Here is an 11,959-nt window from a genome sequence, read left to right as displayed (position 1 = left end):
GAGCCAGGCCAGCATTTTGTGTATAAATTACCGCCATTTGGTCTGACCTGAATCAATTCAGCCAGAAGGGATTGATATACTATTTGCAGTATTCGTTGGTCGATAAGTTTCTTCCGGCAACAGATTTCAATTTTGCATTCCTAAGTTCAGAGGTAGTCATGATTAAGAAAATCGGTGTGTTGACAAGCGGCGGTGATGCGCCGGGCATGAACGCGGCAATTCGTGGGGTTGTCCGTGCAGCGCTGACGGAAGGTCTGGAAGTTTTTGGTATCTATGATGGTTACCTGGGTCTGTATGAAGACCGTATGGTTCAGCTCGACCGCTACAGCGTGTCTGACATGATCAACCGTGGCGGTACCTTCCTTGGGTCTGCGCGCTTCCCGGAATTCCGTGACGAACACATCCGTGAAGTGGCTATCGAGAACATGAAAAAGCGTGGTCTGGACGCGCTGGTCGTTATCGGCGGTGACGGCTCGTACATGGGTGCAAAACGTCTGACCGAAATGGGCTTCCCGTGCATCGGCCTGCCGGGCACCATCGACAACGACATCAAAGGCACTGACTACACCATCGGTTACTTCACCGCGCTGGGCACCGTTGTGGAAGCCATTGACCGCCTGCGTGACACCTCTTCTTCTCACCAGCGTATCTCTATCGTTGAAGTGATGGGCCGTTACTGCGGTGACCTGACCCTGGCAGCGGCTATCGCCGGTGGTTGTGAGTTTGTGGTGGTTCCGGAAGTGGAATTCAGCCGCGAAGATCTGGTTGCTGAAATCAAAGCCGGTATCGCGAAAGGTAAGAAACACGCGATTGTGGCTATCACCGAGCACATCTGTGACGTTGACGAGCTGGCGAAGTACATCGAAACCGAAACCAAACGCGAAACCCGCGCGACCGTTCTGGGCCACATCCAGCGCGGTGGTTCCCCTGGCCCGTACGACCGTATTCTGGCGTCCCGCATGGGCGCGTACGCTATCGAGCTGCTGCTGCAGGGCCACGGCGGCCGCTGCGTCGGTATTCAGAACGAACAGCTGGTTCACCATGACATCATCGACGCGATTGAAAACATGAAGCGTCCGTTCAAAGGTGACTGGCTGGACTGCGCGAAAAAACTGTACTGATCCTTCGAGCCCTCTTCTTTCTGAAGAGGGCTTTTATTCCTCCACGTTATAGCCAATCTTTTTTTATTCTTTAATCATCGATTCGCTTTCTGGCACGCTGCATTCATCAAAACACTACACAAGAGAGCTGGGCGATGAATAAATGGGGCGTGGGGTTAACATTATTGCTGGCATCGACCAGCGTGCTGGCAAAGGACATTCAACTTCTCAACGTGTCGTACGACCCGACGCGTGAGCTGTACGATCAATACAACAAAGCCTTCGCGGCGCACTGGAAGCAGGAAACCGGCGATAACGTGGTGGTTCGTCAGTCGCACGGTGGCTCCGGTAAGCAGGCGACATCGGTAATTAACGGTATTGAAGCCGACGTGGTTACCCTGGCGCTGGCCTATGATGTCGACGCTATCGCCGAGCGTGGCCGTATCGACAAAAACTGGATCAAACGCCTGCCGGACAACTCCGCGCCATACACCTCGACCATCGTCTTCCTGGTGCGTAAAGGCAACCCGAAACAGATTAAGGACTGGAACGATCTGATCAAACCGGGCGTTTCTGTGATTACCCCGAACCCGAAAAGCTCCGGCGGGGCACGCTGGAACTACCTGGCGGCCTGGGGCTACGCGCTGCACCACAATAACGGTGACCAGGCTAAAGCACAGGAGTTCGTCAAATCCCTGTACAAAAACGTTGAAGTGCTGGACTCCGGCGCGCGCGGTGCCACTAACACCTTCGTCGAGCGCGGAATTGGCGACGTGCTTATTGCCTGGGAAAACGAAGCTCTACTGGCGACCCACGAACTGGGTAAAGACAAGTTTGAGATCGTGACTCCGAGCGAATCCATCCTCGCCGAGCCGACCGTTTCCGTGGTCGATAAGGTCGTTGATAAGAAAGGCACCAAAGCGGTGGCGGAAGCCTACCTGAAGTATCTCTACTCGCCGGAAGGCCAGGAAATCGCGGCGAAGAACTTCTATCGTCCACGTGATGCGGCTGTCGCGAAGAAATACGACAGCGAATTCCCGAAACTGAAGCTCTTCACCATTGATGATGTGTTCGGCGGCTGGACGAAAGCGCAGAAAGAGCACTTCTCTAATGGCGGCACCTTCGACCAGATTAGCCAGCGCTAACGGTTAGCAAACGACACGGCGACCCGGTGTGAGAAATCCACCGGGTTTTTTATTTGGTCATCATTTTGCGTTACTCTTTTGCCTCTATTGAAAACAGGGAACGCGTTGTGAAAAAAATTATCTTACTGATCCTGATTGTCATCGCCCTTGCCGCAGGCGGCGTGTACTGGATAAAAGCGGGTAATCCGAATGCGTTGCGCCATATCGTCCTCGACCAGTGTCTGCCTAATCAGCTGCAGCACCGTAACCCGGCACCCTGCGCGCAGGTGAAGCCTGATGCGGGCTATGTGGTATTTAAGGACCGCAACGGGCCGCTGCAGTATCTGCTGATGCCAACGTACCGCATCAACGGCACCGAAAGCCCGCTCCTGACCGAGCCTCATACGCCAAACTTCTTCTGGCTGGCGTGGCAGTCGCGCAGCTTTATGACCCTGAAGCGTGGCTCTGAAGTGCCGGACAGCGCTATTTCGCTGACGATTAACTCACCGACCGGACGCACGCAAAACCATTTCCATATCCATATCTCCTGCCTGCGCCCGGACGTGCGCGAGAAGCTCAACGCGGCGCAGGGAGATATCAGCACCCAGTGGCTACCGTTCCCGGGTGGGCTGGAAGGGCATGAGTACCTCGCACGCCGGGTGACGGAGAATGAACTGGTCCAGCGCAGTCCGTTTATGATGCTGGCGGAAGAGCTGCCGGAGGCGCGCGACCATATGGGACGCTTCGCGCTGGCGATGGCGCAGCAGTCGGATGGTTCGTTTGTTTTGCTGGCGACCGAGCGGAACCTGCTCACGCTTAACCGCGCGTCGGCAGAGGAATTGCAGGATCATCAATGCGCTATCCTGAAATAACCCCACCATAAATCGCGTTTACTCAGGCTGCCTGTCACCGTAGACTTGCTGAAAAAATCTACAGGAGACAGGTATGTCGCTCTGGTTAACGCATCCTCTGCTGCTGCCCTCGCTGATCGTCGGCGTCACCATCGTGCTGTGGGCGACGTCGCTGTTGCCGGAATTTATCACCGCACTGCTGTTTTTCACGGCGGCGATGACCGCCAGAATCGCCCCGCCGGAGGTGATTTTTGGCGGTTTTGCCTCGTCGGCTTTCTGGCTGGTCTTCAGCGGCTTTGTGCTCGGCGTGGCGATCCGTAAAACCGGCCTGGCGGACAGGGCCGCCCGGGCGCTGTCGGCAAAGCTCACTGACTCCTGGATGCTGATGGTGGCGAGCGTGGTATTGCTCAGCTACGCGCTGGCGTTTGTAATGCCGTCAAACATGGGGCGTATTGCGCTGCTGATGCCCATTGTCGCGGCGATGGCGAAACGCGCCGGTATTGCCGACGGCTCCCGCGCCTGGTTCGGCCTTGCGCTGGCAGTCGGCTTCGGTACCTTCCAGCTCTCGGCCACCATTCTGCCCGCCAACGTGCCTAACCTGGTCATGAGCGGCGCGGCGGAAGGCTCGTATGGCATTCACCTGAACTATGTCCCGTATCTGCTGCTGCACACGCCGGTGCTCGGTATTCTCAAAGGCCTGATTCTGATTGGCCTCATCTGCTGGCTGTTCCCCGGCAACCCGAAACCGGCGAAGGATTTCACGCTGGCTGAACCGATGGGGCGTGACGAAAAACGACTCGCCTGGCTGCTGGTGGTGGTGCTGATGATGTGGGTGACGGAGAGCTGGCACGGCGTGGGGCCGGCGTGGACGGGGCTGGCGGCCTCGATTATCGTTATGCTGCCGCGCATTGGTTTTATCACCGGCGAGGAGTTCTCGGCGGGGGTAAATATGCGCACCTGCATTTACGTTGCGGGTATTCTCGGGCTGGCGATCGTCGTGACGCAAACGGGTATCGGAGCGGCCGTAGGCGAGGCGCTGCTGCGCATAATGCCGCTGGATGCGGACAAACCGTTCACCAGCTTCCTGGCGCTAACCGGAATTACTACGGCACTCAACTTCATTATGACTGCCAACGGCGTTCCGGCGCTGTACACCACGCTGGCGCAGAGCTTCTCGGATGCGACCGGTTTCCCGCTGCTGTCGGTGATCATGATTCAGGTACTGGGCTATTCCACGCCGCTGCTGCCGTATCAGGCGTCGCCGATTGTGGTGGCGATGGGGCTAGGAAAGGTGCCTGCAAGGGCGGGGATGGTGCTCTGCCTGGCGCTGGCGATTGCGACGTATCTGGTGCTGCTGCCGCTGGATTATCTGTGGTTTAGCGTGTTAGGGCGTTTGTAGCGGCGGGTAAGCGCAAGCGCCACCCGCCACAAAGGCCATTACGCCTGTTTAGCCGCTTCTGCCGCTTTAACGATCACCGCGAAAGCGTCCGCTTTCAGGGATGCACCGCCAACCAGCGCGCCATCGATATCTGGCTGGGTGAACAGCTCAGCAGCGTTGGAGGCGTTTACGGAGCCGCCGTACTGGATGATCACTTGCTCAGCCACTTTCGCGTCGGCTTTAGCAATGTGGTCACGGATGAATTTGTGAACTGCCTGAGCCTGCGCAGGGGTAGCAGATTTGCCGGTACCGATCGCCCAGACTGGCTCGTAAGCGATAACCGCGCCTTCGAACGCTGCCGCGCCCTGCGTTTTCAGCACGGCGTCGATCTGACGTGCACACACTTCTTCGGTTTTGCCCGCTTCGTTTTCCGCTTCGGTTTCACCGATGCACAGAACCGGGATCAGACCCTGCTCTTTCAGCACGGCAAATTTCTTCGCGATGAACTCGTCAGATTCTTTGTGGTAAGTGCGACGCTCGGAATGGCCGATGATGATGTATTTCGCGCCGATATCTTTCAGCATTTCAGCGGAAGTTTCACCGGTGAACGCGCCAGACAGGTTAACGTCAACGTTCTGCGCGCCCAGCACGATGTGGCTGCCGTCAGCGGCACGTTTAGCCAGATCCAGGTACATATCCGGCGGAGCGATAGCAACCGCGCAGCCGGTCACGCCAGCCAGCTCTTTACGCAGGTTTGCAACCAGTTCGTTTACCATGTGGCGGCTGCCGTTCAGTTTCCAGTTACCCATCACTAAAGGATGTCGCATTTCAATTCTCCACGCTAAATAAGCGAATTAAGGAATATGGCCGCCCTGTCGGGCAGCATGGTCTGTGAATCAGTATAGAGATTTTCCCTCGAAAGGCTTTGCTTTTTGTCATTAATTGGCCCCGCCAAGGGTGTCAGATAGCGCCAGCTTAATCGGTTCAACGGCGAAGGTCAGTCCTTTTTCGCCGTTATCCGCCACTACATAGCGAATCGCGCCTTCGGTTGTGGCGTAGTACCGCTTGTTTTTACCGGCGGTCAGCAGCTTTTGCAGCTTTTGCTGGCTCTGCTTTTTCGTCAGCGCAGGCGTAAACGCCTGCAGCACCGCGCTCATGTAATCAAGCGCCTTCGATTTAGCCGCTTTCTGCTCTGGCCCCTGAATCGGTAGCCAGGTGATTTGCATGCTTTTGATTTTTAACGTACCGCGCTCCAGCGCCGTGGAAGCATACAAATTCTCGTTAATCTTGCTCGCTGCACGGGTCAGTGTAGGGGTATCGCGCGAGCTATCAATGGCGCGAAACTCATCCAGCGGCAGCCCTGGGTTGGCCTGATTGAAAGCTTCGCGAAACTGGCTGATGGACTGATCGAAAGACGGTGCGCCCGCCAGCAAATACGGCGCAGTGGTGGGGGCCGCGGTGTTGGCGGCGTGCAGCGGAAAACCCGCGCCGAGCATCGCTAAACACAGGAAGAGAGAATGTGCCGAATTTTTCATCAACATTGCACCTGGCCGTAAGTGCTCATGATTAAAACGATATCTGGTCGGTTTGTCAAAAGGTCACAACTCCAGGGTAAAATGCGGGCTAAACGATAATAAGGAACCTTACATGACCATACAGCAGTGGCTGTTTTCATTCAAAGGGCGTATTGGACGCCGTGATTTCTGGGTCTGGATGGTGACGTGGGTCGTCGCCATGCTGCTTCTTTTTTTCGTTGCTTATAACGCCTGGCTGAGCACGCAAACGGCGGCATTTGCACTGGTCTGCCTGCTATGGCCGACGGCGGCCGTCGTGGTGAAACGCCTGCACGATCGCGGCCGCTCCGGCGCGTGGGCATTTTTGATCATACTGGCGTGGATGCTGGTGGCAGGGAACTGGGCGATGCTGCCTTCCATCCTGCCGTGGGTCGTGGGCAGGCTGCTGCCGTCGGTCATCTTCGTGATGATGATTGTCGATCTGGGCGCGTTTATCGGCACCCAGAGCGAAAATAAATACGGTAAAGATACCGTCGAGGTGAAATACCGCTGATCACCAGTAGTGTTCGGCGGTCATATGGCCCGGCCGGCGGCGAAGATGTTTCGTCATCTGCCGGGTATCCTTCAGAAGCTGCTGCGTGTCCCGGACCATCTGCGGGTTACCGCACAGCATGACGTGGCTGGTTTCGGCCGTCATCGGTAAACCCACCGCGTCTTCCAGTGCGCCGCTCTCAATTAACGCCGGTACGCGACCGGTAAGCGCTCCTGCTACGGTTTCGCGGCTGACTACCGTCTGAATCTTTAACTTTCCGCCATACTGCTGTTCCAGCGCCTGCATCTGCGGGAGATAGCTTAAATCTGCGGCATAGCGCGCGGCGTGCACCAGCACGATGTTTTTGAAGCGCTCCAGATCCTTACCGTACTGCAAGATAGAGAGATACGGACCGATGGCCGTGCCGGTTGCCAGCATCCAGAGCGTGTCACAATCCGGGATCTCTTCGAGCACAAAGAAGCCTGCCGCTTCGCTCACAATCTGCACATCGTCGCCGGGCTGAAGGGCGGCAAGGCGCGGGCTGAGCTTACCGTCAGGAACGGTGACCAGATAGAACTCGAGATCCGGGTTATCCGGCGCGTTAACGTAAGAGTAGGCGCGCTGCACGCGCTCGCCGTCGACATCCAGCCCCAGCTTGGCAAATTGCCCGGCCTTAAACGGGTGAACGGGAGCATGCAGGGTGAGACTAAATAGCGCATCGGTCCAGAATTCTATCTTTGTGACTTTACCTGTTACCCAGTCCGCCATGATCTTCTCCTGTGCTGTTTCTCTGTTCTATCTTCCGTACTTGTGGGAAACATTTCCAGCCCCTTCGGGCCGGAAAGCTCTATCGATCAAACGGTTTTACAGAATGTGCGTCTGCACGTCCGGGTCTTTACGGTCGAGATAGTGAATGGACTGAATGCGTCGGATGGTGCGCGATTTACCGCGGATCAGCAGCGTTTCAGTGGTCGCCATGTTGCCCTTGCGGGTGATGCCGTCCAGCAGATCGCCTTTGGTGATGCCGGTTGCAGAGAAGACGACGTTATCACTGCGCGCCATGTCGTTCAGCGCCAGTACTTTATTGGCTTCGATGCCCATCGCTGCGCAGCGCGCCAGCTCGTCCTCACCGATACGACGGTTTTCGTCGCTGTCGCCTTTCACCTCATGGCGCGGCAGAAGGCGCGCCTGCATATCGCCGTCCAGCGCGCGGATCACCGCCGCAGAGACCACGCCTTCCGGCGCGCCGCCGATGCCGTAAAGCACGTCGACTTCGCTGTCCGGCATGCAGGTCAGAATAGACGCGGCAACGTCGCCATCCGGAATGGCAAACACGCGCACGCCGAGTGCCTGCAGATAAGAGATGGTGGCGTCGTGGCGCGGTTTCGCCAGAATGGTCACGGTGAGTTCGTTGAGCGGTTTAGCCAGCGCCGCCGCGATATTGCGCAGGTTGGCGTCCAGCGGCAGGCTGAGATCGATTGCGCCTTTCGCACCAGGGCCGACAATCAGCTTTTCCATATACATGTCTGGCGCGTTGAGGAAGCAGCCTTTATCGCCCACGGCCAGCACCGCCAGGGCGTTGGCCTGGCCCATCGCCGTCATGCGCGTGCCTTCGATCGGGTCCACCGCGATATCCACCGCATCGCCTTTGCCGGTCCCGACCTTTTCACCGATGTAGAGCATCGGCGCTTCGTCGATCTCGCCTTCACCGATGACGATAGTGCCGTCGATGTTGACCTGGTTAAGCACAATGCGCATGGCGTGGACGGCCGCGCCATCTGCGGTATTTTTGTCGCCACGACCCAGCCATTTATAGCCTGCAAGGGCGGCTGCTTCGGTGACGCGGGAAAACTCGATAGCAAGTTCACGTTTCATGAGGGACTCGTACAATCAAAAGGAATTGCACGAAGTTTATCACAGAGTGGGGAGGGGTGAGGGGAACCGGTGCGGTCGATGCCCCTCACCCTAACCCTCTCCCACAGGGAGAGGGAATATAGGCTTACTCTTCGTGCTCTTCCCACGCAAGGGCGCGTTTCACCGCTTTCTTCCAGCCGCTGTAGCGGTAGTTGCGCTCGGTGGTTTCGATGCCAGGGCGGAATTCGCGTTCGATGACCGCTTTCTCCTGCAACTCGTCCAGGTTCTGCCAGAAGCCTACCGCGAGACCCGCAAGATACGCCGCGCCCAGTGCCGTCACTTCACGTACTTCAGGGCGCTCAACGCGGGTGCCCAGAATGTCGGACTGGAACTGCATCAGGAAGTTGTTGGCCACCGCGCCACCGTCCACGCGCAGGGCGTGTAAACGAATGCCGGAGTCTGCCTGCATCGCTTCCAGCACGTCACGCGTCTGGTAGGCGATGGATTCCAGGGTCGCACGAATGATGTGGTTTGAGTTCACTCCGCGCGTCAGGCCGAAAATTGCGCCGCGGGCATACGGGTCCCAGTACGGTGCGCCCAGACCGGTGAACGCTGGCACCACATACACGCCATTGGTGTCTTTCACTTTGGTCGCGAAGTACTCGGAGTCAAACGCATCGCTGATCAGCTTCATCTCGTCGCGCAGCCACTGAATAGATGCGCCCGCCATAAACACCGCACCTTCCAGGGCATAGTTCACCTCGCCGCGCGGGCCGCAGGCGATGGTGGTCAGCAGGCCGTTTTCTGATTTCACCGCTTTCTCGCCGGTGTTCATCAGCATAAAGCAGCCGGTGCCGTAGGTGTTCTTCGCCATCCCTTCCTTGACGCACAGCTGGCCGAACAGCGCCGCCTGCTGGTCACCGGCGATACCGGCGATAGGAATACGGGTGCCGCCTTTACCGCCGATGTTGGTCTGGCCGTAGACTTCAGACGACTTACGCACTTCAGGCAGCATCGCGCGCGGAATATCCAGCGCGTCCAGCATCTTGTCATCCCACTCCAGGGTGTTGATGTTGAACAGCATGGTGCGCGAGGCGTTAGTGTAGTCAGTAACGTGGACACGTCCCTGAGTCATCTTCCAGATAAGCCAGGTATCGACGGTACCGAACAGCAGCTCGCCGCGTTTTGCACGCTCGCGTGAACCTTCCACGTGGTCGAGGATCCACTTCACTTTGGTGCCGGAGAAGTACGGGTCAACCACCAGGCCGGTGGCGCTACGCACGTACTCTTCCATCCCGTCACGCTTAAGCTGTTCGCAGATCTCTGACGTACGGCGGCACTGCCAGACGATGGCGTTGTAAATCGGCTTACCGGTTTCGCGTTCCCACACCACGGTGGTTTCACGCTGGTTGGTGATACCAATCGCGGCGATTTCGTCGGAACTGATGTCGGCTTTCGCCAGCACTTCTACCAGCGTGGAGCTTTGTGACGCCCAGATCTCCATCGGGTCGTGTTCTACCCAGCCTGGACGAGGATAAATTTGCTCAAATTCGCGCTGTGACACGCTGACGATATTCGCGTCATGATCCATTACGACAGCGCGGGAGCTGGTAGTGCCCTGGTCGAGCGCAACGATATATTTTTTTTCGGTCATGGTATGTGTCCCGTAGTCAGATTACAGCGAAGCTTTTTGTTGTGCGGTAGAAGTCGTTTCCTTCTCCTCTTCCACACAGGTGTCGCACGGTAAGTGGCGACCGATTAATTTGCGATAGCCAAATGCACCCAGTGCCGCCCCTACGACTGGTCCGAACAGCGGTACCAGGAAGTAAGGAATATCTTTGCCGCCGGTGAAAGCCACGTCGCCCCATCCTGCAAAGAAGGCGAAGGTTTTTGGACCCAGGTCACGCGCCGGGTTCATCGCAAACCCTGTTAACGGCCCCATGGATGCACCGATGACGGCGATCAGCAGGCCAATCAGCAATGGCGCCAGCGGGCCACGCGGAATGCCGTTACCATCATCGCCCAAAGCCATAATGACGCCCATCAGAATAGCGGTAATCACCATTTCAACTGCGAACGCCTGCACAAAATTGATATGCGGGTTAGGGTAGGTTGAGAAGATGCCTGCCAGATCCAGACTTTCGACGCTACCGCGCACCATATGATGCGTCTGTTCGAAGTCGATGAAAAGATTGTAATAAAGCCCGTAAACTAACGCCGCTGCGCAAAACGCGCCGGCAAATTGAGAAATAATGAAGGGAACAACTTTGCGTCCGTCGAAGCACGCGAACAGCCACAGTGCGATAGTCACCGCCGGGTTAAGATGTGCGCCAGAGACCCCTGCAGTCAGGTAGATGGCCATCGCCACGCCCAGACCCCAGATGATACTGATTTCCCACTGACCAAAACTGGCACCCGCCACTTTCAGTGCAGCGACACAGCCCACTCCGAAGAATATCAACAACCCGGTACCAAGGAACTCGGCAATGCACTGGCCTTTTAAGGTTGATGTCTGACTCATAATCGGAATCCTGAAGAAATTGATGTTTATTGTTAGCGTGGCCGCCCGTGACAGCCACGATGCCCTGTAGACATAGTGTTAATTTATCGTTAACGAGCAAAAACGAGAAATATCGAAATTAAAATGTGTGGTCTGTGTCAATAAAATGAGCGTTTTCGCGCCATAAAGCGCGTTTTTGCATCAGTAGCGCACGGTGTGCTGAATCATTTTTTTAACGAATGGGTTAACAACTTAGAGGTATATGCCGCGAACGCACCAGGACGAGGCCGAAAAGTGTTGCAAACCGCGATCTACGTGGCATGCCGCTGGACAGGGGCGACTGCGCTCCATACAATCGGAACATATGTTGTGCGCGTTTACGTTAAAGCGTCGCCTTGCAATTCAGGAGAGGTAGGATCATGTCTTTAGAAGTGTTTGAGAAACTGGAAGCGAAAGTACAGCAGGCGATTGACACCATCACGCTGCTGCAGATGGAAATTGAAGAGCTGAAAGAGAAGAACAACAGCCTGGCGCAGGAAGTTCAGAACGCTCAGCACGGCCGCGAAGAACTGGAGCGCGAAAACAACCAGCTGCGTGAACAGCAGAACGGCTGGCAGGATCGCCTGCAGGCGCTGCTGGGACGTATGGAAGAAGTCTGATTCCCACTGGGATGAACTGAACAGGCCGGGTAAGGCGACGCCGCCACCCGGCTTTTTTTATGGTTCTCGCTGACTGACATCCAACCATAAAAAAGGCCGCCCAAGGCGGCCTTAACGCTACTTATCCTGCGCTATCGTGGTAAACGCAACAAACCCGATCGGTTCATCACTTTTTACAACGAGTACGCTGGCGACAATGAACGCGATACATAAATAGCGTTTCATTATGCGGTCCCTGCGGCTAACCGCTCCACCGTTCACCACCGGTGATAAGTCGGTGGACACAAGCCTGGTTAAAGGCTGCTTTACGGTTGTGGTTACACCTTTCCCTGGACCGATGCCCATGTGCGAAATGGCGGAAAGGGACGCTGCATCATAATGAGCAATAGCAGCGTAGTTAAGGTTTTCATAGATAATTAGGAATTTATAAAGGGTCGATGGGGTTAC

At 56.3% G+C, this 11,959-nt stretch carries 12 protein-coding genes; 6 read left to right on the top strand and 6 right to left on the bottom strand.

What is annotated here, in order from left to right:
* The first annotated feature begins 158 nt into the window (after window positions 1-158).
* The 4 genes from pfkA (at window position 159) to HBA26_RS14190 (ending at window position 4,474) form a co-directional block, all read left to right on the top strand.
* A complete protein-coding gene (gene pfkA / locus HBA26_RS14205; protein ID WP_028014852.1) occupies window positions 159-1,121 on the top strand; it encodes a 6-phosphofructokinase in 963 nt (320 codons plus the stop codon).
* Window positions 1,122-1,255: 134 nt separating this feature from the next.
* Window positions 1,256-2,245, top strand: coding sequence for a sulfate ABC transporter substrate-binding protein (locus HBA26_RS14200; protein ID WP_028014851.1), 990 nt, complete (start codon window positions 1,256-1,258; stop codon window positions 2,243-2,245).
* A 107-nt stretch (window positions 2,246-2,352) separates the two neighbouring features.
* A complete protein-coding gene (locus HBA26_RS14195) occupies window positions 2,353-3,096 on the top strand; it encodes a CDP-diacylglycerol diphosphatase (protein ID WP_045630631.1) in 744 nt (247 codons plus the stop codon).
* Window positions 3,097-3,169: 73 nt separating this feature from the next.
* Window positions 3,170-4,474, top strand: a complete 1,305-nt coding sequence (locus HBA26_RS14190) for an SLC13 family permease (RefSeq protein ID WP_126346095.1) — start codon at window positions 3,170-3,172, stop codon at window positions 4,472-4,474.
* A gap of 38 nt (window positions 4,475-4,512) precedes the next feature.
* On the opposite strand, the gene tpiA is transcribed toward HBA26_RS14190, so the two are convergent.
* A complete protein-coding gene (gene tpiA / locus HBA26_RS14185; protein ID WP_006808674.1) occupies window positions 4,513-5,280 on the bottom strand; it encodes a triose-phosphate isomerase in 768 nt (255 codons plus the stop codon).
* A gap of 111 nt (window positions 5,281-5,391) precedes the next feature.
* On the bottom strand, window positions 5,392-5,988 hold the full coding sequence (locus HBA26_RS14180) for a DUF1454 family protein (protein ID WP_028014848.1): 597 nt from the start codon (window positions 5,986-5,988) through the stop codon (window positions 5,392-5,394).
* Window positions 5,989-6,100: 112 nt separating this feature from the next.
* Here HBA26_RS14180 and HBA26_RS14175 point away from each other — a divergent pair, with 112 nt between their 5' ends.
* On the top strand, window positions 6,101-6,520 hold the full coding sequence (locus HBA26_RS14175; RefSeq protein WP_028014847.1) for a DUF805 domain-containing protein: 420 nt from the start codon (window positions 6,101-6,103) through the stop codon (window positions 6,518-6,520).
* On the opposite strand, the gene fpr is transcribed toward HBA26_RS14175, so the two are convergent.
* From fpr to HBA26_RS14155, 4 genes are all read right to left on the bottom strand, one after another.
* Window positions 6,521-7,267, bottom strand: coding sequence for a ferredoxin--NADP(+) reductase (fpr, locus tag HBA26_RS14170; RefSeq protein ID WP_045260252.1), 747 nt, complete (start codon window positions 7,265-7,267; stop codon window positions 6,521-6,523).
* Between the two features lie 96 nt (window positions 7,268-7,363).
* The gene (gene glpX / locus HBA26_RS14165; RefSeq protein ID WP_028014845.1) at window positions 7,364-8,374 is read right to left on the bottom strand and encodes a class II fructose-bisphosphatase; all 1,011 of its coding nucleotides are present in this window, start codon (window positions 8,372-8,374) and stop codon (window positions 7,364-7,366) included.
* A gap of 124 nt (window positions 8,375-8,498) precedes the next feature.
* A complete protein-coding gene (gene glpK / locus HBA26_RS14160) occupies window positions 8,499-10,007 on the bottom strand; it encodes a glycerol kinase GlpK (RefSeq protein ID WP_028014844.1) in 1,509 nt (502 codons plus the stop codon).
* A 21-nt stretch (window positions 10,008-10,028) separates the two neighbouring features.
* Window positions 10,029-10,874 carry an MIP/aquaporin family protein gene (locus HBA26_RS14155; protein ID WP_028014843.1) on the bottom strand — a complete coding sequence of 282 codons (846 nt, stop codon included), beginning with the start codon at window positions 10,872-10,874 and terminating at the stop codon, window positions 10,029-10,031.
* Window positions 10,875-11,272: 398 nt separating this feature from the next.
* Here HBA26_RS14155 and zapB point away from each other — a divergent pair, with 398 nt between their 5' ends.
* The gene (gene zapB, locus HBA26_RS14150) at window positions 11,273-11,512 is read left to right on the top strand and encodes a septal ring assembly protein ZapB (protein ID WP_028014842.1); all 240 of its coding nucleotides are present in this window, start codon (window positions 11,273-11,275) and stop codon (window positions 11,510-11,512) included.
* Window positions 11,513-11,959 lie beyond the last annotated feature (447 nt).

It is taken from the genome of Enterobacter sp. 725m/11 (assembly GCF_011683705.1).
In the GTDB taxonomy this organism is placed as follows: Bacteria; Pseudomonadota; Gammaproteobacteria; order Enterobacterales; family Enterobacteriaceae; genus Enterobacter; species Enterobacter bugandensis.
This window is presented reverse-complemented; position numbering and strand designations above follow the sequence as displayed.

Coding starts and splice junctions, on each gene's coding strand:
- pfkA (WP_028014852.1), top strand. CDS start 159: ATGATTAAGAAAATCGGTGTGTTGACAAGCGGCGGTGATGCGCCGGGC.
- HBA26_RS14200 (WP_028014851.1), top strand. CDS start 1,256: ATGAATAAATGGGGCGTGGGGTTAACATTATTGCTGGCATCGACCAGC.
- HBA26_RS14190 (WP_126346095.1), top strand. CDS start 3,170: ATGTCGCTCTGGTTAACGCATCCTCTGCTGCTGCCCTCGCTGATCGTC.
- tpiA (WP_006808674.1), bottom strand. CDS start 5,280: ATGCGACATCCTTTAGTGATGGGTAACTGGAAACTGAACGGCAGCCGC.
- HBA26_RS14180 (WP_028014848.1), bottom strand. CDS start 5,988: ATGAAAAATTCGGCACATTCTCTCTTCCTGTGTTTAGCGATGCTCGGC.
- HBA26_RS14175 (WP_028014847.1), top strand. CDS start 6,101: ATGACCATACAGCAGTGGCTGTTTTCATTCAAAGGGCGTATTGGACGC.
- fpr (WP_045260252.1), bottom strand. CDS start 7,267: ATGGCGGACTGGGTAACAGGTAAAGTCACAAAGATAGAATTCTGGACC.
- glpX (WP_028014845.1), bottom strand. CDS start 8,374: ATGAAACGTGAACTTGCTATCGAGTTTTCCCGCGTCACCGAAGCAGCC.
- glpK (WP_028014844.1), bottom strand. CDS start 10,007: ATGACCGAAAAAAAATATATCGTTGCGCTCGACCAGGGCACTACCAGC.
- HBA26_RS14155 (WP_028014843.1), bottom strand. CDS start 10,874: ATGAGTCAGACATCAACCTTAAAAGGCCAGTGCATTGCCGAGTTCCTT.
- zapB (WP_028014842.1), top strand. CDS start 11,273: ATGTCTTTAGAAGTGTTTGAGAAACTGGAAGCGAAAGTACAGCAGGCG.